Origin of the sequence: Amycolatopsis roodepoortensis (assembly GCF_024628825.1) — a bacterium.
In the GTDB taxonomy this organism is placed as follows: Bacteria; Actinomycetota; Actinomycetes; order Mycobacteriales; family Pseudonocardiaceae; genus Amycolatopsis; species Amycolatopsis roodepoortensis.
The window spans coordinates 3028804-3051055 of record NZ_CP102415.1 but is presented as its reverse complement, the minus strand read 5'-3'; the positions used below and the strand labels follow the sequence as shown (position 1 = coordinate 3051055).

The 22252-nt window shown below is 66.9% G+C and carries 17 protein-coding genes and 1 pseudogene; 12 read left to right on the top strand and 6 right to left on the bottom strand.

Translation table 11 applies throughout. From position 1 onward, the window contains the following. The first annotated feature begins 2 nt into the window (after window positions 1–2). From NQK81_RS14325 to hrpA, 4 genes are all read left to right on the top strand, one after another. The gene (locus NQK81_RS14325) at window positions 3–314 is read left to right on the top strand and encodes a hypothetical protein (RefSeq protein WP_257488583.1); all 312 of its coding nucleotides are present in this window, start codon (window positions 3–5) and stop codon (window positions 312–314) included. Between the two features lie 40 nt (window positions 315–354). Beyond that, on the top strand, window positions 355–1563 hold the full coding sequence (locus NQK81_RS14320) for a cation:proton antiporter (protein ID WP_257488582.1): 1209 nt from the start codon (window positions 355–357) through the stop codon (window positions 1561–1563). 13 nt (window positions 1564–1576) lie between these two features. Then, the gene (locus tag NQK81_RS14315; RefSeq protein ID WP_257488581.1) at window positions 1577–2740 is read left to right on the top strand and encodes a lactate 2-monooxygenase; all 1164 of its coding nucleotides are present in this window, start codon (window positions 1577–1579) and stop codon (window positions 2738–2740) included. 123 nt (window positions 2741–2863) lie between these two features. Next, window positions 2864–6700 (top strand): ATP-dependent RNA helicase HrpA, encoded by a 3837-nt coding sequence (hrpA, locus tag NQK81_RS14310; protein WP_257489757.1) that lies wholly within the window; start codon window positions 2864–2866, stop codon window positions 6698–6700. 464 nt (window positions 6701–7164) lie between these two features. On the opposite strand, the gene NQK81_RS14305 is transcribed toward hrpA, so the two are convergent. Then, on the bottom strand, window positions 7165–8871 hold the full coding sequence (locus NQK81_RS14305; RefSeq protein ID WP_257488580.1) for a bifunctional 3'-5' exonuclease/DNA polymerase: 1707 nt from the start codon (window positions 8869–8871) through the stop codon (window positions 7165–7167). A 150-nt stretch (window positions 8872–9021) separates the two neighbouring features. On the opposite strand from NQK81_RS14305, the gene NQK81_RS14300 reads away from it, so the two are divergent. Continuing rightward, complete coding sequence (locus NQK81_RS14300) at window positions 9022–10656, top strand: acyl-CoA synthetase (protein ID WP_257488579.1); 1635 nt, start codon at window positions 9022–9024, stop codon at window positions 10654–10656. Here the strand turns inward: NQK81_RS14300 and NQK81_RS14295 are convergent. Further along, window positions 10653–11609, bottom strand: a complete 957-nt coding sequence (locus NQK81_RS14295; protein ID WP_126735509.1) for a hypothetical protein — start codon at window positions 11607–11609, stop codon at window positions 10653–10655. The two genes, NQK81_RS14300 and NQK81_RS14295, sit on opposite strands and share 4 nt — an antisense overlap. Window positions 11610–11869: 260 nt before the next feature. Here NQK81_RS14295 and NQK81_RS14290 point away from each other — a divergent pair, with 260 nt between their 5' ends. From NQK81_RS14290 to NQK81_RS14270, 5 genes are all read left to right on the top strand, one after another. Continuing rightward, window positions 11870–13120: a S8 family peptidase gene (locus NQK81_RS14290; protein WP_126735511.1), complete on the top strand. Its 1251-nt coding sequence runs from the start codon at window positions 11870–11872 to the stop codon at window positions 13118–13120. Between the two features lie 102 nt (window positions 13121–13222). Continuing rightward, window positions 13223–13975: an SDR family oxidoreductase gene (locus NQK81_RS14285; protein ID WP_126735513.1), complete on the top strand. Its 753-nt coding sequence runs from the start codon at window positions 13223–13225 to the stop codon at window positions 13973–13975. Beyond that, window positions 13972–15036, top strand: a complete 1065-nt coding sequence (locus NQK81_RS14280; protein WP_257488578.1) for a phosphotransferase family protein — start codon at window positions 13972–13974, stop codon at window positions 15034–15036. Before NQK81_RS14285 ends, NQK81_RS14280 begins: the two co-directional genes overlap by 4 nt. Next, window positions 15037–15693 carry a histidine phosphatase family protein gene (locus NQK81_RS14275; RefSeq protein WP_257488577.1) on the top strand — a complete coding sequence of 219 codons (657 nt, stop codon included), beginning with the start codon at window positions 15037–15039 and terminating at the stop codon, window positions 15691–15693. It abuts the gene before it with no gap. Window positions 15694–15703: 10 nt separating this feature from the next. After that, the gene (locus NQK81_RS14270; protein ID WP_126735518.1) at window positions 15704–16621 is read left to right on the top strand and encodes an SMP-30/gluconolactonase/LRE family protein; all 918 of its coding nucleotides are present in this window, start codon (window positions 15704–15706) and stop codon (window positions 16619–16621) included. Here NQK81_RS14270 and NQK81_RS14265 read toward each other — a convergent pair. The 3 genes and pseudogenes from NQK81_RS14265 to NQK81_RS14255 form a co-directional block, all read right to left on the bottom strand. After that, window positions 16613–16834 (bottom strand): annotated as a pseudogene (locus NQK81_RS14265) (VOC family protein); the annotation flags it as partial. The gene NQK81_RS14270 and the pseudogene NQK81_RS14265 overlap by 9 nt on opposite strands. A gap of 30 nt (window positions 16835–16864) precedes the next feature. Further along, complete coding sequence (locus tag NQK81_RS14260) at window positions 16865–17791, bottom strand: helix-turn-helix domain-containing protein (protein ID WP_257488576.1); 927 nt, start codon at window positions 17789–17791, stop codon at window positions 16865–16867. Between the two features lie 930 nt (window positions 17792–18721). After that, window positions 18722–19090, bottom strand: a complete 369-nt coding sequence (locus NQK81_RS14255; protein WP_257488575.1) for a recombinase family protein — start codon at window positions 19088–19090, stop codon at window positions 18722–18724. Window positions 19091–19248: 158 nt separating this feature from the next. On the opposite strand from NQK81_RS14255, the gene NQK81_RS14250 reads away from it, so the two are divergent. Both NQK81_RS14250 and NQK81_RS14245 read left to right on the top strand, forming a co-directional pair. Next, window positions 19249–20418: an NsdA family TPR-like regulatory protein gene (locus NQK81_RS14250; protein ID WP_257488574.1), complete on the top strand. Its 1170-nt coding sequence runs from the start codon at window positions 19249–19251 to the stop codon at window positions 20416–20418. Window positions 20419–20427: 9 nt separating this feature from the next. Continuing rightward, window positions 20428–21018: an NUDIX hydrolase gene (locus NQK81_RS14245; protein ID WP_257488573.1), complete on the top strand. Its 591-nt coding sequence runs from the start codon at window positions 20428–20430 to the stop codon at window positions 21016–21018. Here NQK81_RS14245 and NQK81_RS14240 read toward each other — a convergent pair. Then, window positions 20962–22098: an NsdA family TPR-like regulatory protein gene (locus tag NQK81_RS14240; RefSeq protein ID WP_257488572.1), complete on the bottom strand. Its 1137-nt coding sequence runs from the start codon at window positions 22096–22098 to the stop codon at window positions 20962–20964. The genes NQK81_RS14245 and NQK81_RS14240 overlap by 57 nt on opposite strands. Between the last annotated feature and the right edge of the window lie 154 nt (window positions 22099–22252).

Genomic DNA, 22252 nt, shown 5'->3' with positions numbered 1-22252 from the left:
AGATGACGACGAACCGTGCCCCCGCCACACGGCACCGTTCCGTCTTCTTCCTGCTGATCTTGCTCGTCTTCGCCTTCGTCACGCCGACCGTCCCCCACGGGCACGGGCGGGCCGCGACGGAAGACCCCGTCGCCGTCTTCGCGACCCATCCGCTGCCCGCCTTCCACGGCGGGCAGGCCGTTCCCCTCGCCGACGCTCCTTCCGAAGCGGAGACCGTCGACCTCCCCGACGCGGGCCACGCCCCTGAGCAGGGCGAACCCGTCGTCATCACCCGAGCGGTGCCCCAGGCGCCCGCACGGGCACCTCCGCGCTGACCGGTCCCCAAGCCGCATCAGCCATCCATCGGAGGTCTCCATGAGTTCCGGTCATGCCCTGCTGGCCGTCGGCGGGGCGTTCCTCGCCGCCGGTGTCATCGCCAGAGCGGGCGCCCGTATCGGGCTGCCGACCATCCCCCTGTTCATGCTGGCCGGTTTCGTCTTCGGCCCCAACACCCCCGGACTGTCCCTTGTGGACGATCCGGCCGAACTCGGCGTGCTCGCCGGGCTCGGTCTCGTCTTCCTCCTGTTCTACCTCGGCCTCGAATTCTCCCTCGACGATCTGGCCAAGGGCGGGCGCAAACTCGTCTGGTCCGGGCTGATCTACCTGATCCTGAACATCGGCGGCGGTCTCGCGTTCGGCTTCCTGCTGGGCTGGGGGACCAGGGAAGCGCTGGTCATCGCCGGTGCCATCGGGATCTCGTCGTCCGCGATCGTCACCAAGCTCCTGCTCGAATCCCGCCGGATGAACAACCCCGAGTCCCGGCTGATCATGGGCATCATCGTGATCGAGGACCTGTTCCTCGCGTTGTACCTGGCGTTGCTGCAGCCGGTGCTCTCCGGCGCCGGGAGCTTCGGTACGGCGCTCGCCGACTTCGGCAAGGCCTTCGCGTTCCTGATCGTGATGGCCGCGCTCGCCCGCTGGGGTGGCCGGGTGATCTCGAAGCTGTTCGGTTCGGCCGACGACGAACTGCTCACCGTCTGCTTCGTAGGTGTCGCGGTGATGGGTGCCGCCGTCGCCGAAGAGGTCGGGGTGTCCGACGCCATCGGCGCGTTCATGGTCGGCATGATGCTCGGCGGTTCGAAGGTCGCGCCGCGTATCCACAAGCTGGTGCTCCCGCTGCGCGACGCGTTCGGCGCGTTGTTCTTCTTCATCTTCGGGCTCAGCATCGATCCGAACGCGGTCGGCTCGGTGGTCGTGCCGGTGCTGATCGCGGTGGCGCTGACGATCGTGCTGAACCTCGGCGCGGGCGCGCTGGCCGCACGAGTGAACGGTTTCGATCGCCAGGCCGGGGTGAACATCGGGCTCACCGTGCTCACCCGCGGCGAGTTCTCGCTCGTGCTCGCCGCGATGGCGACCGCGGCCGGGCTGGACTCGCGGGTCGCGCCGTTCGTCGCGGGCTACGTCCTCCTGCTGGCCGTGATCGGTCCAGTCGCGGTCATCCGCTCGGAGAAACTCACCTGGTTGCTACCGGCGAGTATTGTCCGAGGCTCGACCCGCCGCGACGAGCCGGCCAGGGCGACGTGACGAGGAGGCCTGGGTGACCGAACGGTTCGGCGGCTACCAGAACGAGATCTACCTGCAGGGGCTCGGCGGGACCTTCCCGCCGTGCTCCACCGACGCCACGAAGCTGGAGGAGTCCGCGCGGGAGATCCTCGAGCCCGGGCCGTTCTGGTACGTCGCGGGCTCGGCAGGGTCCGGCGCCACCGCGCGGGCCAACCGGGAGGCGTTCGACCGCTGGCGTCTCGTGCCCCGGATGCTCACCGGCGCCACCGAACGCGATCTGTCGACGACCGTGCTGGGGACGCCGGTACCGGCGCCGGTGCTGCTGGCGCCGGTCGGCGTCCAGTCGATCGTGCACGAGGGCGCCGAACCGGCGGCCGCGCGGGCCGCGGCGTCGGTCGGCCTGCCGTATGTCATGTCGACGGCGTCGTCCACGAGCATCGAGGACGTCGCCGAGGCCGGCGGTGAGGGGCCGCGCTGGTTCCAGCTGTACTGGCCGACCGACAACGAGGTCTGCGCGAGCATCCTGGCGCGGGCGAAGGCCGCGGGCTTCACCACACTCGTGGTCACGCTCGACACCTGGACCCTCGCGTGGCGCCCGAACGACCTCGACCACGCGTACCTGCCGTTCATCAAGGGCGTCGGGCTCGGTGTCCCGCTGAGCGACCCGGTGTTCCGCGGCCTGCTGGAGAAGACGCCGGAGGAGGATCCGCCCACCGCGATCCTGCGGTGGATCTCGATGATCACCGGTACCGACAGCACCTGGGACCGGCTGCCGTTCCTGCGCGAGCACTGGGACGGGCCGATCGTGCTCAAGGGCATCCAGCACCCCGACGACGCGCGCCGCGCCGTCGAGGCCGGGATGGACGGGATCGTCGTGTCCAACCACGGCGGCCGTCAGGTCGACGGCGCGGTCGCCTCGCTCGACGCGCTCCCGGAGATCGTGGCCGCGGTCGGCGACCGGCTGGAGATCCTGTTCGACTCCGGTATCCGCACCGGCGCCGACATCGCCAAGGCGCTCGCGCTCGGCGCGAAGGCCGTGCTGGTGGGGCGGCCGTGGGTGTACGGCCTGGCGCACGCGGGGGAGGAGGGCGTCCGGCACGTGCTGCGGAGCCTGCTCGCCGATCTCGACCTGACCATGGGCCTGTCCGGGCACCGGACCCTGGCCGACCTCACCCCGGGGGCGCTCACCCGCTCCTGACCAGCGCGATGTCGCCTCCGGCATATTCGGAGGCCCGGATCGTCACGCACGGCTATCCTGGTGCCGGTCATGGCTTCTCAACCTTCCCCGCTCGGCGCCCTGCGCGCTCGCCTGCCCGAACTCATGTCGCGCGACGAGCACCGCCTCCGGCGCCGGCTCGACGGTGCCCGGAAAGCGCGGAACGCCGAGTCGATCGCCGCCCAGCTCGAGGCCGACATCGAGGCCGCCGAGCTGCGGGTCACCCGCAGGCGCGACGCCGTCCCGAAGATCTCGTTCCCCGAAGAGCTGCCCGTCAGCCAGCGCAAGGACGAGATCGCCGCCGCCATCCGCGACCACCAGGTGGTGATCGTCGCGGGCGAGACCGGCTCCGGGAAGACGACCCAGCTGCCGAAGATCTGTCTCGAACTCGGCCGCGGCATCCGGGGCCAGATCGGGCACACGCAGCCGCGGCGGCTGGCCGCGCGCACGGTCGCCGATCGCATCGCCTCCGAGCTGAACACCGAGCTGGGCGATGCCGTCGGCTACAAGGTCCGGTTCACCGACCAGTCGGGCCAGGACACGCTGGTCAAGCTGATGACGGACGGCATCCTGCTCGCCGAGATCCAGACCGACCGGATGCTGCGGCAGTACGACACGCTGATCATCGACGAGGCGCACGAGCGCAGCCTCAACATCGACTTCATCCTCGGCTACGTCAAGCAGCTCCTGCCGCGCCGCCCCGATCTCAAGGTGATCATCACCTCCGCGACGATCGACCCCGAGCGGTTCTCCAAGCACTTCGACGACGCGCCGATCGTGGAGGTCTCCGGCCGGACTTATCCGGTCGAGGTCCGGTACCGGCCGATCATCGACCCCGACGACCCGGACGCCGACCAGGATCGCGACCAGACGCAGGCCATCTGCGACGCCGTCGACGAACTGCAGCACGAGGGGCCCGGCGACATCCTGGTGTTCCTCTCCGGCGAGCGGGAGATCCGCGACGCGGCGGACGCCCTGTCCAAACAGGACCTGAGGAACACCGAGATCCTGCCGCTGTACGCCCGGCTTTCGTCGTCGGACCAGCATCGGGTGTTCCAGCGCCACACCGGACGCCGCGTCGTGCTCGCGACGAACGTCGCCGAGACGTCGCTGACCGTGCCCGGTATCAAGTACGTCATCGACCCCGGCACCGCGCGGATCTCGCGCTACAGCCACCGCACGAAGGTGCAGCGGCTGCCGATCGAGCCGGTGTCGCAGGCGTCGGCGAACCAGCGCAAGGGCCGCTGCGGCCGGACGTCCGACGGTATCTGCATCCGGCTGTACTCCGAGGACGACTTCGACGCGCGGCCCGAGTTCACCGATCCGGAGATCCTGCGGACCAACCTCGCGTCGGTCATTCTGCAGATGACCTCGCTCGGCCTCGGCGACATCGCGGCGTTCCCCTTCGTGGAGCCGCCGGACCGCCGTCAGGTGACCGACGGTGTCCAGCTGCTGCAGGAACTCGGCGCGTTCGAGATGTCGGACGGCAAGAAGCTCACCGAGACCGGCCGCAAGCTCGCGCAGCTCCCGGTCGACCCGCGGATGGCGCGGATGGTGCTGGAGGCGTCCCGCAACGGCTGCGTCCGCGAAGTGATGATCATCGCCGCCGCACTGTCCATTCAGGACCCGCGCGAGCGTCCGGCGGAGAAGCAGCAGGCGGCGGACGAGCAACACGCGCGGTTCGCGGACAAGACGTCCGACTTCCTCGCGTACCTGAACCTGTGGGAGTACGTCACCGAGCAGCAGAAGGCGTTGTCCACCAACCAGTTCCGCCGGATGTGCCGCAACGAGTACCTGAACTACCTGCGCATCCGCGAATGGCAGGACATCTTCAGCCAGCTGCGTCAGCTGGCCAAACCGCTCGGCATCACCCTCAACACCTCCGGCCCGGTCGATCCGCAACGGGTGCACACGTCGCTGATCGCCGGGCTGTTGTCGCACGTCGGCCTCAAGGATCCGGCCAAGGGCGACTATCTCGGCGCGCGCGGGGCGCGGTTCTCGGTGTTCCCGGGGTCGGCGCTGTTCAAGAAGCAGCCGCGGTTCGTCATGTCGGCCGAACTCGTCGAGACCTCACGGCTATGGGGCCGGGTCAACGCGCGGATCGAGCCGGAATGGGTCGAGCCGCTCGCCGGGCACGTGGTGAAGCGGAACTACTCCGAGCCGCACTGGGAACGCAAGCAGGGCGCGGTGATGGCGAAGGAGAAGGTGACGCTGTACGGCGTCCCGCTCGTCGCCGACCGCCGCGTCAACTACGGCCGGATCGACCCCGAGGTGAGCCGCGAGCTGTTCATCCGGCACGCGCTCGTCGAAGGCGATTGGGAGACCCGGCACCACTTCTTCCGCGAGAACCGCGCGCTGCTCGAAGAGGTCGAGGACCTGGAGAACCGGGCCCGCCGCCGCGACATCCTGGTCGACGACGAGACGCTTTTCGAGTTCTACGACCAGCGCGTCCCGGCCGACGTCGTCTCCGCGCGGCATTTCGACAGCTGGTGGAAGAAGGCGCGCCACACCCAGCCCGACCTGCTGAGCTTCGAGAAGACGATGCTCATCAACGAGACCGCGGGCGGCGTGCGCGAGGCCGATTACCCCGACTTCTGGACCCAGGGCGGCCAGACCTTCAAACTCACGTACCAGTTCGAGCCGGGCGCGGACGCCGACGGTGTCACCGTGCACATCCCGCTGCCGGTGCTGAACCAGGTGACCCCGGACGGCTTCGACTGGCAGGTCCCCGGCCTGCGCGAAGAGCTGGTGACACAGCTGATCAAGTCTCTGCCCAAGGCGATCCGACGCAACTTCGTGCCGGCGCCTGATCACGCGAAGCTGGTGCTCTCGCGGGTCGGCCCGGCCGACGGGCCGCTGCTGCACGTCGTCGCCGACGAGCTGGAAGCGTTGCGCGGGGTGGTGATCCCCGACGACGCCTGGCAGCTGTCGATGGTTCCCGAGCATCTGAAGATGACCTTCCGCGTGGTCGACGTCCGCGGCAAGAAGGTGTCCGAGGGCAAGGACATCGAGGCGCTCAAACGGGATCTGAGCGGGCAGGTGCGCGCGACGATCTCCAAGGCCGCCGACAGCATCGAGCGCGAGGGCCTGACGACGCCCGCGTTCGGTGAGCTGCCGAAGGTGTTCGCGAGCAAGCAGCGCGGGCACGACGTCAAGGCGTATCCGGCGCTGGTCGACGAAGGCGCTTCCGTGGCGGTGCGGCTGCTGGACACACCGGGCCAGCAGGAACAGTCGATGTGGGCGGGCACGCGGCGGATGCTGCGGCTGAACATCCCGTCGCCGATGAAGTTCATCACCCGTAACCTCGGCAACTCGTCGAAACTCGTGCTGAACCGGAATCCGCACGGCTCCGTGGCGGCGTTGCTCGAAGACTGTGTGGACTGCGCGGTCGACAAGCTCGTGGCCGACAACGGCGGACCGCGCTGGGACGAGGCCGGCTTCGCGGTCCTGCTGGAGACGGTGCGCGCCGGGCTGAACTCCGGGGTGCTCGACGTGCTGACCAACGTCGAGAAGATCCTGCGCGCCGCGAACGACGTCGAAACGCGGCTGGCCGACACGCGCGGTCCGAAGGACTCGCTCGCGGATATCCGCTCGCAGCTGGATGGCTTGGTGCACAAGGGTTTCGTCACCGAAACGGGGCAGGACAGGCTCAAGCACGTCGTCCGGTACCTGCGAGGGATCGAACGGCGGCTGGAGAAGCTCCCGACCGAGCCGACGCGCGACATCCAGCGCACCGGCGACATCGCGTGGCTCCGGAACGAGTATCAGGCGGCGCTGGACGCGCTGCCGCCGGGCACTTCGTCGCCCGCGCTGCGGGAGATCCGGTGGATGATCGAGGAACTTCGGGTGAGCTTCTTCGCCCAGACGCTCGGTACCGCCCACCCCGTCTCCCTCAAGCGGGTCATCAAGGCCCTGGACGATGCCGCCGCCCCCCGCAATTAGCCAGCTAACTGCGGCGCTCTGCAACCTTCCCCCACTCACGCGACTTACGCCCCCACCCACGCGAGTCCCGCCCCCACGCACGCCAGTTACGCCCCCACCCACGCGAGTTACGCTTCCAAACACGCGAGTTACGCCCCCAATCACGCGAGTTCGCCGCCTGATCACGCGTGTCGTCCGTTCAATCACGCGCGTCGTCCATCTGATCACGTGAGTTCGCCATCTGGTCACGTGTTCCCGTCGCCTGAAAACGGGACTCGTGTGATCGAGGCCGGAACTTGCGTGATTGAGGGCGTAACTCGCGTGACTGGAGGCGGAACTCGCGTGATCCGATGGACGACGCGCGTGATCCGATGGACGACACGCGTGATCAGGCGGCGAACTCGCGTGATTGAGGGCGTAACTCGCGTGATTGAAGGCGTAACTCGCGTGATCAGAGGCGTAACTCGCGTGATCGGGGGCGTAACTCACTTAGCGTCGGCGTAGGTGTCCACGGAGGCGATGTGCAGCGGGAACCGGACCGGGCAGGCGGGACCGAAGAGCATCCGCGCCGCCTCGGCCATACTGTCCACAATGGACTCCGAGACCTCGTCGGCGAACTCGGCCGGGGTGTGTACCAGGACCTCGTCGTGCTGGAAGAACACCAGGTGCGCGGGGGAGGGGAGCCTGCTCCGCAGGGTCGCCAGCAGGACCGCGGTCATATCCGCCGCGCTCGCCTGCACGACGAAGTTCCGGGTGAAACGCCCCCAGTTGCGGGACGCCTGCCGCGCCTTCAGCTCGCCCGCCTCGTCCTCCGCGACGCCGCCGGTCAGCGCGCGCCAGGCCTCCGACGGCGCGGGCGACGTCCGGCCCAGCCGCGAACGGACGCGCTCACCGCGTTCCCCGGCCTGCGCGGCACGCTCCACATAGGACACCGCGTCCGGGAACCTCGTGCGCAGCAACGCCAGCAACGGTCCCGCCTCGCCGGAAGTGCCGCCGTACATCGCCGACAGCATCGCGATCTTCGCTCGATCCCGGTCGTCCCTGTCGTCCCAAGCGGGCACCGGCACGCGGCGCACACCGGAGAACATCGCCTCGGCGAGGCTCGCGTACAGATCCGTGGCCGCGGCGACCTCGGCCAGCTTCCGGTCGCCGGACAACGCCGTCAGTACCCGCGGCTCCAGCTGGGCGGCGTCGGCGACGACCAGCTTCCAGCCGGGATCGGCCCGGACGCAGGTCCGCAGGACCTTCGGGATCTGCAGCGCACCCCCGCCCCGGCTCGCCCAGCGGCCCGAAACGACCCCGCCGACGACGTAGTGCGGACGGAACCGGCCGTCGTGCACCCACTCGTCGAGCCACGTCCAGCCGTTGGCCGAATGCAGCCGCGCGAGCTCCTTGTACTCCAGCAGCGGCGGGACGGCGGGGTGGTCGATGTCGCGCAGCAGGTACTTCCTGGCCGACGAGACCTCGATGCCCTCCCGGCCGAGCGCCCGCACGACGCTGGCCGGGGCGTCCGGGTTGACCGGGCGTCCGCCGAACGCGTCGCTGATCTTCGCCGCCAGCTCGACCAGCCGCTTCGGCCGGTGCCCCGCCGGGACACGCGGCCCGAGCTGCTCGGCCAGCAGCGCCAAGTGCAGGTCGGCTCGCCAAGGCAGCCCGTCGGCCGACATCTCCGCGGCCGCCAGCGCGCTCGCCGACTCCGCCGCGAAAAGCAACCGGAGCCGCTCCGGACGCTCGGTGAGAGCGACTCGCTTCTCCTGCTCGGCCAGCACCCGGCGCGCCGCGTCGATCACCGTGACACCGGACGGCAGCCGCGGCCCCCGGGTCTCGAAAAGCGTGGGCTGGTCGTCCTCGGCCCAGAGCGGCGGCTCGTCGGCGGGCGCCTCTTGCCCGTTCGCCCTGGCCAGCGCGGCACGCAGACTCCGCGATTCCTGCGGGCGCCCTTCGTGGGCCAGGAGCAATCCCTCGGTCAGCGCCAGGTCGTGACAGCGCCGCACCCGCACACCCGCCTTGATCAGCGCCGGATACGTCCCTTCGACCGACGGGAACACCCAACGGGGTGAGTGCTCCGCCTCCAATCGCCGTACTTCGCCGACGAACTCCGGGAGCTTCATCCCCCGCCGCGCCGGCTGCCCGGAAAAAGCGATCGCGAAGTCGCCATCCTCCTCTTGACCTGCGATCGCCTGCACACTCACATTGTGGTGGTTCCCTCCGACATTTCTGTCACCAGACGGCTAGTGCGCCTGCGCTATCGGTCGGCTACTGTCGAGTAGCAACCCCATACCGCCGGTACGCGAACCGCCGGGGGCATGGTGTCTCGCCGCAGCAGCAACGGAGGTGCCCGGATGAGAAACCCCACCGGCCTCGCCACCCTGGTGGCGGGCAAGGTGACCGAGACCGTGCGCAGCATCGACGTGATGCGCCAAGCGGGCCTGCTCCCCATCCCGCGCGTCGACGAAGGTCTGCGTTCGCTGGTCATGGTGCGCAAATGGGGCCCGTTCGCCGGCGCGAACATGATCGCCGCCCGCCGGGACCCGACCGCGACCGGCATCATCGACGAGCTCGGCCCGCTGACCTTCAAGCAGCTCGACACCCAGTCGAACGCGCTGGCCAGGGCGTGGTCCGAACGCGGCCTCGGCCCGGGTTCGGTGATCGCCGCGCTGTGCCGCGATCACCGTGGTCTCGTGCTGACGATGCTCGCCTCGGGCAAGCTCGGCGCCAAGCTGCTGCTGATGAACACCGGGTTCGCCAAACCGCAGCTCGCGGACGTCGCCAAGCGTGAAGGCGTCACCGCGCTCGTGTACGACCAGGAGTTCACCGGCCTGCTGGACGCGGTCGAGGGCGACGTCGAGCACTACCTCGCGTGGGTCGATTCGGACACCGCACGCCCGGCAGGCGTCCCCGTCGTCGCCGAACTGGTCGCCAGCACCGACGACCGCGCGTGGCCCGCGCCCGCCAAACCCGGCGGGTTCATCCTCCTGACCAGTGGCACCACCGGGACGCCGAAGGGCGCGCCGCGGCCGCACACCTCCGCTCTCGCCTCCGCACAGTTCCTAGACCGCATCCCGCTGCGGACCGGTGAGGCGACCTACATGGGCGCGCCGCTGTTCCACGGCACCGGGTTGTCGCAGTTCATCCTGTCGTTCGCGCTCGGTTCGAAGGTCGTCATGCGGCGCAAGTTCGTGCCGGAGGAGACGTTGCGCGGCGTCGCGGAGAACCGCTGCACCACGCTGGTCCTCGTGCCGACGATGCTGCAGCGGATCGTCGACCTGCCCGAGGAGGTCCGCGCCAAGTACGACACCTCGTCCCTGCGGATCATCTTCGTCGCCGGCTCCGCGCTGTCACCGGATCTGGGGAACCGTGCGACCGCCGCGTTCGGCGACGTCGTCCACAACCTCTACGGCTCCACCGAGGTCGCGGTCGCCACCGTCGCGACCCCCGAGGACTGGCGCAAGGCGCCGGGCACCGTCGGCCGCGCGCCGGTGGGCTGCAAGGTCGCGCTGTACGACGAAAAGGGCGAGAAGATCACCGAGCCGCATGTCACCGGCCGGGTGTTCGTCGGCAGCGGGCTGAGCTTCCAGGGCTACACCGACGGGCGCAACAAGGAGATCATCGACGGCCTGCTCTCCAGCGGCGACGTCGGCCATTTCGACGAGGACGGCCTGCTGTTCATCGACGGCCGCGACGACGAGATGATCGTCTCCGGCGGCGAGAACGTCTTCCCGATCGAGGTCGAGAACCTTTTGGTCGAACGCGAGGACGTGCTCGAAGCCGCCGTGATCGGGGTCGACGATCCCGAGTTCGGGCAGCGGCTGAAGGCCTTCGTGGTGCGGGCCGAGAAGTCGGATCTGGACGTCGACGGCGTGCGCGAGTACGTCAAGGCCAACCTCGCCCGGTACAAGGTGCCGCGCGAGGTGGAGTTCCTCGACGAGCTACCGCGCAACGCGACCGGGAAGGTGCTGCGCAACAAGCTGCACTAGTACTCCCAGTCGATGCCGAACACGCCGGGGCCGAAGTCGAGCGCCACGGCGTGGACGCCGTTGCCCTGGTCCGGTTTGAGTTCCTTCCGGTCCCTCGGCCCCGCCGAGGCGCCGTGGGCGCTGTACTGCCAGCATTTCGCCGGCACGGTGCCCGGATCGAACCGGACCTCCAGCAGGTACTCGCGCACGGGACGCCGGAACTCGCGGTAATGCGTGTTCCGGCATTCCGGGTACGGCGGCCCGGGGTTGGTCAGCGAGTACTCGATCAGGTGGGTCTCGCCGCGGTCGATGGGCCGGTCGAAGAGCAGTTCGGCCACCGTGAGCCCGTGCTCGTCGTCGACCTCGGCGCGGCCGACGTGACAGTTGCGCAGCGTGTTCAGCACCGGCGGCCCGGCCTCCGGATCGCCCTGGGCGTAGACCAGCAGCCAGCGGTCCTGCCCGTCCGCGCCCGCCTGGAACACCGCCCGCGCGGTCACCGCGCGTTGCCCGCCGTCCTCGGCGATCTCGCACAGGTCGTGCAGGCCGACGAGTTTCAGCTGATGGTGTTGTTCGAGCGCGTTGGGCGCGCCGACCTTCTCCAGCAGCGCCTGGAGCGCTTCGAGCGGGAAGGTCAGCGGCTGCTCGGTGGTCGCCCGGCTGCGGCGTGACGACGCCCCGCGCGGTCGCGGCGGCGGCAGCAGGCTCAGCAGCGAACCGGCGGGGATCGCCAGGACCTCTTCGAGGACCCGGACCGCGGACAGCGAACTCTGCCGTTCCGGCTGACGTTTGCCCGATTGCCAGTAACTCAGCGCGGTCACGCTCACCGACGCGCCGCGCGCGAGCAGCCGGGCTTGGATACGGTCGAGACTCAGGCCGCTGGTGGCGATGGCCGATCTCAACGCGGTGGCGAACGCGGTACGCGGCTGATCTTCATCGTCCGTGGTCACTCGGTCCGCCGCGCTCCCCGCCACCATATGCTGCCCGACCGCCCCCGTCTGCCGTTCCCTGACACCGCCCGGTTGATAACAACACGAATAACTTTAACAGTCTGAGGTAACGCTTCAGGGGCGCCTTCTGCCAGGCGAAAACGACTTTACGGACGAGCGCGGTTACTCCGGATGGCCTAGTACTGGTAACTGTGAATCATTGCCCGCCACCAGGGCACCGGCTTGCATGGCTCTCAACAACGATCATCCTCCCGGGTGATCCGCACGGCGCGGCAGGAAGGGAACCAGTGAGCAAGTCCCGGAAGAACCTGAAGTCCCGAAAGACCCGTAGCGGCCTCGTGGCGGGAGTCGCCCTCGCCGGGGTGACCGCGGCGGTCGCCACGTTCGGCGCGGGTGCGGCCAACGCCGAGCAGCAGGGCGAGATCCGCGGCGCGGGTGCGGCCAACGCGGTCGGCGGCAGCTACATCGTCGTGCTCAAGCCCACCGCGGTCGGCCAGGGCGTGGCCGCGGCGCACGAGATCACCGCGAACGTGGCCGCCAAGGCGCAGGGCCTCACCGGTCAGTACGGCACCACGCTGTCCCGCACGTTCGGTTCGGCGCTGAACGGCTTCTCGATCAAGGCCGACGAAGCCGCCGCGAAGCGTCTCGCCGCCGACCCGCAGGTCGCGTACGTCGTCCAGAACAAGACGTTCAAGATCAGCGAGACCCAGGACAACCCGCCGTCGTGGGGCCTGGACCGCGTCGACCAGGCGGACCTGCCGCTCGACGACAAGTACACCTACCCGACGAAGGCCGACAACGTCACCGCCTACGTCATCGACACCGGTGTCCGCGGCTCGCACAAGGACTTCGGTGACCGCGCGACCGGTGGCAAGGACTTCGTCGACAACGACGACACCCCCAACGACGAGCACGGCCACGGCACGCACGTCGCCGGCACCATCGGCGGCACGGACCACGGCCTGGCCAAGGGTGTCAAGATCGTCGGCGTCCGCGTGCTGGACGCCAACGGCAGCGGCACCACCGAGGGTGTCGTCGCCGGTGTCGACTGGGTCGCGGCGAACGCCAAGGGCCCGTCGGTCGCCAACATGAGCCTGGGCGGCGGCGCGGACGACGCGCTCGACGCGGCGGTCAAGGGCGCCATCGACAAGGGCGTGACCTTCGCGCTCGCGGCGGGCAACGAGTCCTCCGACGCCGGCACCACTTCGCCCGCCCGGGTGAAGGAGGCCATCACGGTGGCCGCCAGCGACAAGACCGACAAGCAGGCCAGCTTCTCGAACTACGGCTCGGTCGTGGACCTGTACGCGCCGGGTGTCGACATCACCTCGTCGTGGGCGACCGGTGACGACGCCACCAACACCATCAGTGGTACCTCGATGGCCGCGCCGCACGTCGCCGGTGCCGCCGCGCTGTACCTCTCGGCGAACCCCGAGGCCACCCCGGCCCAGGTCGCCGAAGGCCTGGTCGGCGCCGCCGCGGACGGCAAGATCAGCAACCCGACCGGCGGAACGGCGAACAAGCTGCTCCAGGTCAAGTAAGACCCTTGTGGACAGGCTGCCCCCCGGCGAACCCCAGGCGCCGGGGGCAGCCCCATGTCCGAGGGGGTCCCAGACTTGTTACCAACGGGTAAGCTCCCTGCCATGGTCCTGCGGAAGAACATCCTGATCACCGGGGCGAGCTCCGGACTCGGCGAGGGAATGGCCAGGCAGTACGCCGCCAGAGGCCGCAACCTGGCGCTGGCCGCCCGTCGTGTCGACCGACTCGAAGCGCTCGCCGCGGAACTCAAGAAGGCGTACCCCGGCATCACCGTGGTCACCCGGAAGCTGGACGTGAACGACCACGACCAGGTCTTCGCCGTCTTCGAGGAGTTCCGCGAGGAACTCGGCTCACTCGACCGCGTGATCGTGAACGCCGGGCTCGGCAAGGGGCAGCGCATCGGCACCGGCCGGTTCGACGCCAACCGCGAGACCCTCCAGACGAACTTCCTCGCCGCGGCCGCCCAGATCGAAGCCGCCGTCGGCATCTTCCGCAAGCAGAAGAACGGCCACCTGGTGGTCGTGTCCTCCTTCCTCGCGCTGCGCGGTGTGCCCGGCAACGCGACCGCGTACGCCGCCTCGAAGGCGGGTATCTCGTCGTTCGCCGAGGGCACCCGGATCGAGCTGCTGAAGACGCCGATCAAGGTCACCACGTTGCATCCCGGGTTCATCGAATCGGAGATGAACGAAGACATCTCGAAGCTCCCTGGCGCCGTCAGGGCGGAGCCCGGCGCGCAGGCGCTGGTGAAGGCGATCGAATCCGAGACGGCGAAGGCGTTCGTGCCGACGTGGCCCTGGAGCGTGCTCTCGAAGCTCTTCCCGTTCGTCCCGGCGCCGTTGCTGAAGAAGTTCGGATGACGGTGGCCCCGGACAAGACCGTCGAGGTACGCGGAGAGGACTCGTTCGACCCGGCCGCGGTGCACGCGTGGCTGGCCGGACGGGTGCCCGGACTCGGCGACGCGCCGCCCGAGGTCCGCCAGTTCCCCGGTGGCGCCTCGAATCTCACGTACCTGCTGACTTACCCGGATCGCGAGCTGATCCTGCGGCGCCCGCCGCTCGGGCACAAGGCCGCGTCCGCGCACGACATGCGCCGCGAATTCCGGGTCCAGCAGGGTTTGCGGCCCGTCTTCCCGTACGTGCCCGAGGTGCTCGCCTTCTGCGACGACGAAACCGTGCTCGGCGGCGACTTCTACGTGATGGAACGGCTCGAAGGCCTGATCCTGCGCGGAGATCTGCCCGCCGGTCTCGAACTGTCGCCGGAGGATGCGCGCGAGTTGTGCGGCAAGGTGGTCGACAGGCTGGTCGAGCTGCACGCCGTCGACGTCGAGGCCGCGGGGCTCGCCGACCTCGGCAAGGGCGCCGGCTACGTCGAGCGCCAGGTGCGCGGCTGGTCGGAGCGATTCCTCAAGGCGCGCACGGAGAATGTCCCGGACTGCGCCGAGGTCATGGCGTGGCTGAAAGAGAATCAGCCGGCCGAGGTCAAGATCTGCTTGATCCACAACGACTACCGCCTCGACAACCTGGTGCTCGACGACGCTCTCGACATCGTCGGCGTGCTCGACTGGGAGATGGCCACCCTCGGCGATCCGCTGATGGAACTGGGCAGCACCCTGGCGTACTGGGTGCAGGACGACGATGACGACGTCATGAAGCTCAGCCGCCGTCAGCCGACGCACGTGCCGGGGATGTACACGCGCGAGGAGTTCGTGCGCCGGTACGCGGAACGCTCCGGCCTCGATATCGGCGACTGGACGTTCTACGAGGTGTACGGCCTGTTCCGGCTCGCGGTGGTGATCCAGCAGATCTACTACCGGTTCCACAGTGGACAGACGACCAATCCGGCGTTGAAGGACCTGTGGCAGTTCGTCGGTTACCTCGACGGGCGCTGCCGCCGGATCATCGGAGGAGGAACCGCGTAGATGGGTGCGATCTACCTGGTCCGGCACGGGCAGGCCTCGTTCGGCGCGGCGAACTACGACCAGCTCTCGCCGCGCGGCTTCGAACAGTCCACTGTGGTCGGTGAGGAACTGCTGCGGCGCGGTGTCGAATTCACCCAGGTGCGAGCGGGTTCCCTTGCCCGCCAACGGGACACGGCCGCGACGGCGTTGAAGGTGCTCGGCTCCGGGATCGCCGTCGTCGAGGACGAGCGCTGGAACGAGTACGACCACGTCGACATCGCGAAGCATCACGCGGCCGGTGTCCAGCAGACCGATTCGCGGGCGTATCAGGCCGCTTTGGACGGTGCGCTGAACGCCTGGGTCTCCGCCGGCGAAGACAGTCCGTGTGCCGAGACCTGGCCCCGGTTCTTGGAGCGGGTCAAAGGCGCGCTGGCCGACGTCGTGGCGTCGCTGGGCAAGGGCGAGCACGCCGTGGTCTTCAGCTCCGGCGGCGTGATCGCGACGGTCTGCGGCGCGCTCATGGGTACGCCGGAAGCGGGGCTGCTGAAGCTGAACCGGGTCACCGTGAACGCGGGCATCACCAAACTCGTGTCCGGCCGCGGCGGGGTGACCTTGCTGTCCTTCAACGAACATCCGCATTTCGAGGCGGAAGCCGCACAACTGCTCACTTATCGGTAGGAGACACGCGATGGCGTTCGGCGAGGTCACGGTCATCCCGGTCAACGGGCACGGTCCCGAGGACGTCGTGGTCGACGACCAGGGGCGGATCTACACCGGCGTCGACGACGGGCGGATCCTGCGCGTCACGCCGGACGGCAGACGGATCGACGTCCTGGGCGACACCGGCGGGCGTCCGCTGGGGCTGGAATTCTACGGCGAAGACCTCCTGATCTGCGACGCCAAGGCCGGTCTGCTCACCATGCCGCTCGCGGGCGGCCCCGTGACCACTTTGGCGACGTCGGCGGTGGGGCTCGATTTCGTGTTCTGCAACAACGCCGCCGTCGCCTCCGACGGCACGGTGTACTTCACCGACTCGTCGCGCCGCTTCGGCATCGAGAAATGGCGCGACGACCTGATCGAGCAGACCGGCGGCGGGCGGCTCCTGCGCCGCACGCCGGACGGCAAGATCGAGCAGCTCGCGGACGGTTTCCAGTTCGCCAACGGCGTCGCGCTGCCGCCCGACGAGTCCTATGTTGCCGTCGCCGAGACCGGCGCCTACCGGGTCGCGCGCGTGTGGCTCACCGGGGACAAGGCGGGGACGCGGGACTACCTCGTCGACGACCTGTGGGGCTATCCGGACAACATCTCGACCGGCAGCGACGGGCTGATCTGGATCACCGTGGCGAGCCCGAAGGTCCCCGCGCTTTCCCTGGTGCAGAAGCTCCCCGCGCCCCTGCGGGCCGGAGTCCGGGCGCTGCCGACGGCCCTGCAGCCCGCACCCGCGCGGGAATGCGGGGTGCGGGGCGTGACTCCGGACGGGAAGCTGGTCCACGAACTGCGCGGGGAGATCGACGGGTTCCATGTGCTCGTCGGCGTCCGCGAGCGGGCCGGGACCCTCTACTTCGGCTCGCTGGAGGACAACGCGATCGCCGTCACCTCAGTCTAGGCAGAATTCGTTGCCTTCCGGGTCGTTCATCACGATGAAGCCGAGGCTCAGCGGCTGCTCGGGCTCGAAGCGCTGAATCCGCTTCGCCCCGAGCGCGACGAGCCTGTCGCATTCGGCTTCGAGCGCCGCCATACGCTCGTCTCCCACGAGGCCGGGCGCGGCGCGGAGGTCGAGATGGACGCGGTTCTTCGCGATCTTGTCCTCCGGCAGTTGTAATAGAGACGTAACCGGGCTGCAAGTGCCCTACCAGGCGGAACCCGGCCGTCCGACCCCACGGAGTACGACGCCCTCGGCGAGCAGCACGCGGCGGGTCCGGCTATAGGTCATGTCGTGCTTTGTGGCTAGTTGCCGAATCGACCAGCCATGGTTATAGGCGTTGACCATTCCCGGTGGCGTCGGCGGTAGCTGTATCTTCGGGGGGCGCATGGTCACCCCCGCTTCCAGTAGTAGGTTGCGAACTGCTCGGTAGCTGCGGGAATACTCTTCGGCCAATCCTTCAAGGGTTTGTCCGCCGTTGTATTTGCGCACCATTTCGGCAGTCGTACTATCTGGGTCGACTTGGCTATCGGCGTTAATGGGCTTCGCGGCGATAGACGGTGTTCGTGCTGCCTTACCCTTGGCTGGATTGCTTTTCGGGCGCAGTTTCACTCCAGCCGCTATAAGCATGCGCCGGGCGGCATCATAGCTAACGCTGTACTCTTTTGCTACATCGTGAATGCTCGAACCGTTTGAGTAACTATTGACCATTTCTGGAGGTGCCGAGGGCGGTGTTGGTCCATTGCGTCGCAGTAATACGCCCTCGGCTAAGAGAGTTTCCCGTGCAGAGTAAAAAGTCAGGCCGTGAGAGTCGGCGAGTTCCCTGATTGTTGCCCCTGCCCTGTAATCTTGCGCTAATTTCTTTCCGGTATCGCCCGCGGAGCGGTCGTTCTGCTGAAAGGATTGGAGGCATTCTTCGGCTACTGCGAATAGGCGACGCGATGCATCGATGTGACTGGACAGCTTCTCTTTGCCCAGTTCCGTGAGTCGCCAGTAGGAGTGTTGACCTGCTCGCTTTGTCTCGGCATAGCGACGGCCGTTCAGCTTTTGTAGGTGGCCGGATAGGTCGCTCGATGTCATGCGCGTGGCTTCGGCAATAAGAGCGTACTCATGCCACTGTAGATCTACTAGCATCGTTGCAATGATTAGCCGCACTGGGAGCATGAACGTCCTATCTAGGCCAGCGGCGTAGTTGGAAGGCTTCAATAGGCGCGACGCTTCAAGGGTATTCGGTTTCATGATTCCTAGAGGGTTGTGGCCGGGGATTGTCCGGCTCAAGTGAAATCGGCTTATTTAAGGAGGAGCCGTCCGCATCTGCCTGCTAAGACGCGGACGGCTCGACTCCGGGTGTCCCTCTGGTCGCAGGTGGATCACTGCGGGGAGTAAGGAGTTAGACCCGCTCACCACCTTGGATTCCGCTTTCCCGGGGACGATGAATCCGGGGGGCGGTGACTTTAACGACACGTTGGGAAGGTTTAGCGGGAACGGTCAGAACGTTCTCTTTGATCCCCTCGGGTACAAGTGGGCGCGTAATGTCGTGGCCGTTTTGAGGACGGCAGGATTCCGGATCGTTGCCCTTCCTGAAGTGGGTCCGGCCCCGGCGCTCCATGTCGAATCTTGGGTATTGCTTGAGTGTCGTCGTTAGCTAATTCGAGTTCGACGCGTTTGCGTATGCCGGACACGGAGCGGTGCTCGTATTTAAGAAGGAACTTTCGTTGTCGGCGGTTGCTTGCGTACTCGTTAAGTGCCCACACAAGTGCTGCGATCATGGGAACTGCGACGACTGCTATCGAGAATAGTCCCCACCCGATCATTAGTCTGATCCCTCCTTTTTTAGTGAGGCGTACTCGTGGATCAGGTCGGATAGCTCTTTTAGCATGTCGGCGTACTTTCGCAGCCTTTCGGGTGTCATCTTTCCTAGCGTTAAAGCTTCGGCGATTGGTCCTGCGTATTCGGATACTGCTTGAAGAGATTCAATGAGTGCCTCAGTGTCTTCGTTCATTGCAGGATCGCTATTGCTCTTCGTGGGCTCTAGGTTGTTTTCCATGGTTCGTCGAAACCTGCCTATTCGATTGCTGTTCTAAGCCGCATCGCCAGAACTTGGGCGCGCGCTTTGAAGCTCAAGTGCTCTAACATTTGGTCTTGAAGCAGTCCATTTTGAGCAAGATGACGAAGGCTTGGCACGACTACGTGATGCGCGTCAGTGCGAACCAATTCGGCAACTAGTTCGTCGAAAGCTTCACGTGATCCACAATGGAACTCGAAAAAGAAGCCGACGAATCGGAGGCCGTTATTTTCGGCGAATGCGACTACTTGGTTTTCGAGCTTTCGAACCTTTTCGTCAGAAACATCGCAAGGAACACGCATGTAGCCGTAAGCGGGCGGTGTCGTCGCAGGGCGATCGAGAACCGCCGTTGACCTCGTTTCGCTCATGATCATTCCACTCGACTTGTCGTCCTGACCAGCCACAACGGCCGGATACGCTGAGATCAGCGTTCCAGATACACTGATTTCAGTGGAGGCTCTTGCGGGGCCATCTGCGGGCCACGTGAGGGCCACGTGAGGGCCATACAGAGCGGAAGGGGTGCAGCATGAGTGACGAGACGCAGTCACGTCGTCCGCATACGCTGCTTGAGCAACTGATTTGGGAACGGCGGGAAACCTTCGCCGACTTCGCCGAGTTCGCAACGAGGTTTGCCCGCGACTGCGGCGAGCCTGGGACCCTCAGTGTGCGCCACGTTAAGCGGCTGGCATCCGGCAAGGGGGACGGCGGGAAGCCTCTCGGGCGCCCTCAGCAACCTACCGCCAGGCTTTTAGAGCGGATCTTCGGCGTCGGGATAGATGACTTGCTTGCGCCCCCTCAGACTCTCCCTGTGCAGTCCGACGAAGATGCGGAGTTTCGCGCTCTGCTGCGGGCATCCGGTCGGATCGATGGTTCCGTGCTGCAACTCTTGCGCGATCAGTTGACCATGACGCGGAGGCTTGATCGGCAATTGGGCGCTGTACTCGCTCATGATGAGGTCGTCACCAAAATCGGGCAGGTCGGCAGGCTTATGGGGCACAGCGTCATGCCGTCGACACGCGAAGAACTGGCGGCCCTGCTCTCCGAGTTGAGAACGCTCGCCGGTTGGCAAGCGCTGGACCTTGGGCACGTGGCGCAATCCTGGCGGTACTACGAAGACGGGAAGATGGTCGCGAGGGAGTCAACTAACCCTGCGTTCGAGGCGCACACCAGCGCGGGACAGGCTTTCGTGTTGGTGGACTTCGGGGAGACGGCCTCCGCTGCCGAGTTGATGGCGAGCATTCGTCGGCGGGTCGACCGGAAGACTGATCGGCCGGTTAGGGCGTGGCTTGCTGCTGCGCACGGCGAGACGCTCGCCGCCGATGGACAACGTTCTGCGAGCCTCCGCGCGTTCGATCATGCCGCAGCGTTGCTGCCGGACGACGTTGGGCAGGATGATGGGCCGTATCTCGCCTTAGATTCGGTCCACCTTGCTCGCTGGCGTGGCCACGCACTCGCGAGAGTCGGTGAACCGGAAGCGATCGATGTGCTTACCGACGCTCTTGTCCGACTCGATCCCACGTTCGTCCGCGCGGAGACGGCGCTGCGGGTTGACCTGGCAACGGCGTTTGCGGAGATCCGTGAGCGTGATCAAGCTCATGTGCACATTGGACGTGCGCGGACGCTTGCCGCTGATATCGGCTCTGCGCGCCAGAATCGCCGACTAGAGGCGCTTATGACACGCGTAGGTTCGCGCTAGGCTCCCTGCGTGACTGGAGATGTTGGGTCCTGGAAGACCTTTGGTGAGCGGACTGTCTATGACAACAAGTGGGTACGCCTCGGGCTGACCGACGTTCAGGCGCCGAACGGGGAGCGGTGGGAGTACCACGTTGTGCACCTGGCACCCATCGCAATCGGGCTGATCGTGGATGATCAAGATCGTGTCTTGATGTTGTGGCGCTACCGGTTCGCAACGGACCAGTGGGGGTACGAGCTGTTAGGTGGCCTTGTTGAAGACGGCGAGGAACCCGCCGCGACTGCCGCCCGCGAGATCCGGGAGGAGAGCGGCTACCAGCCGATCGGTGAAGCGGAACACCTGATCGGCTTCGAGCCGCTTCCCGGACAGGTCACGGCGCCGACGGACGTCTACTTGTGGCGCGACGCTGAGAAGGTCGGCGAACCGACGGACACCGAGGAAGTTGGTCGGCTTGAGTGGGTTCCCCTCAGTCGAATCCCGGAATTGGCTCAGCGTAAGGAAATTCTCGGCGCTGGAGCGTTGGTCCCGCTGCTGTACTACATCGCCTCACGCAATGTCGCTGATGCTGCTTCCGGGCAAGATCAGCCCACCGAGACGGCGTAGTTGCCGGTCTGACTTGATCTGTGCGGCGAGTCGCCGCGCCTGCCGGGCATAGTCGAGTGAAGCATCTCGGTCGCCTGCTGCCGCGAAGGCGAAAGCTAGGTCCACCAACATGCCAGTCTTGGCGCGGATGAAATCCGATGGCAGGCGCGGTAACGCGTCGGTGAGCCGCTGGATTGCGTCAGGTTCACCGAGCTTGCTCAGCGCGTTGCCGCGCCATCGGTCGAGGTGTGCACCCCCTAGGAATAGGAAGGGTAGAGCGGGGTCCACGGGGTCAGTGGGCAAGTGGCTGTCTGCCGAGTCGAACGCGCGTAGCGCGTCGTCCCTCTGACCCGCCGCCGCGAGTCCCTCCCCGTGTGCCGCCGCCATCCAAGCTCGCAGGACTGGCGGAGCCGTGCGGTCGGCAAGCGCGCGTGCTTCGGCAAGTTGCCCGACGGCCGAATCTACTTCGCCGAGGTCAATCAAGATGAACGCCTGTTGCGCGGTCGAGTGCGCAAGCAGGAGCGGTGACCCCGCTTCGCGGGCGGCCGCCTTCGCTGTCTCGTGGTGCTCCCATGCCTGCCTGATCGCGTTGCGGTCGAGAGCTTCCCAACCGGCGAGCGCCGATGCCTCGGTAAGGACTCCGGCGAGCGCTTGGCGTTGACCGTGCATCGTGCTGAATCCAAGCAGGCTCTGTATCTGCTCGATGTTGCTGCGTAGCTGATCCAGTAGTGCCACGCCGCCGAACCGACGGTCCACGTGCCGAGCTTGGTCAACCTGCCGCTTGAAAATCTCGACTGTCTCAGCGTCAACCGAGCGCGCTAGCGCGAGTCGCGAGATCAGTTCGTCTGCCTCGTCGTTCACTTCCTCTTCGGGGAAGCCAAGTTCTTCGTTGGTGCGGCCGTAGACGTCGCGGAACAGGCGACGGTACGGCTGGCTGACAGCCTCACGGCCGTTCTCCCATCGGGAGAGTTTGGTCTTGAGGCTCGTTGCCGACATGACGGGAACAGCCAGACTGTCGGCACGGCGCAAGAGCATCTTTATGACGTCCTCGGCCTTGTAACCGAGCTGCCTGCGTACGGCTTGGAGTCTAGTCTCAGCCATCGGCCGCCGCCCGCCGATAACCGCGTTGAGCTGCGTAGTTAATCGTAGTTAATGGTTCCGCGGTTAACCCCAGCCACCTGCGCAGGGGCGCCTTGCTGCCGTTTCCTTGAGTCATGAACGACACCGGAAACCAGCTGACGCGATCCACGCGAAG

Bases quoted from the DNA above. Each gene is read 5' to 3' on its own strand.
- NQK81_RS14325 (WP_257488583.1), top strand. From the start codon at position 3: ATGACGACGAACCGTGCCCCCGCCACACGGCACCGTTCCGTCTTCTTC.
- NQK81_RS14320 (WP_257488582.1), top strand. From the start codon at position 355: ATGAGTTCCGGTCATGCCCTGCTGGCCGTCGGCGGGGCGTTCCTCGCC.
- hrpA (WP_257489757.1), top strand. From the start codon at position 2,864: ATGTCGCGCGACGAGCACCGCCTCCGGCGCCGGCTCGACGGTGCCCGG.
- NQK81_RS14300 (WP_257488579.1), top strand. From the start codon at position 9,022: ATGAGAAACCCCACCGGCCTCGCCACCCTGGTGGCGGGCAAGGTGACC.
- NQK81_RS14295 (WP_126735509.1), bottom strand. From the start codon at position 11,609: ATGGTGGCGGGGAGCGCGGCGGACCGAGTGACCACGGACGATGAAGAT.
- NQK81_RS14285 (WP_126735513.1), top strand. From the start codon at position 13,223: ATGGTCCTGCGGAAGAACATCCTGATCACCGGGGCGAGCTCCGGACTC.
- NQK81_RS14280 (WP_257488578.1), top strand. From the start codon at position 13,972: ATGACGGTGGCCCCGGACAAGACCGTCGAGGTACGCGGAGAGGACTCG.
- NQK81_RS14275 (WP_257488577.1), top strand. From the start codon at position 15,037: ATGGGTGCGATCTACCTGGTCCGGCACGGGCAGGCCTCGTTCGGCGCG.
- NQK81_RS14270 (WP_126735518.1), top strand. From the start codon at position 15,704: ATGGCGTTCGGCGAGGTCACGGTCATCCCGGTCAACGGGCACGGTCCC.
- NQK81_RS14260 (WP_257488576.1), bottom strand. From the start codon at position 17,791: ATGCTAGTAGATCTACAGTGGCATGAGTACGCTCTTATTGCCGAAGCC.
- NQK81_RS14255 (WP_257488575.1), bottom strand. From the start codon at position 19,090: ATGAGCGAAACGAGGTCAACGGCGGTTCTCGATCGCCCTGCGACGACA.
- NQK81_RS14250 (WP_257488574.1), top strand. From the start codon at position 19,249: ATGAGTGACGAGACGCAGTCACGTCGTCCGCATACGCTGCTTGAGCAA.
- NQK81_RS14240 (WP_257488572.1), bottom strand. From the start codon at position 22,098: ATGGCTGAGACTAGACTCCAAGCCGTACGCAGGCAGCTCGGTTACAAG.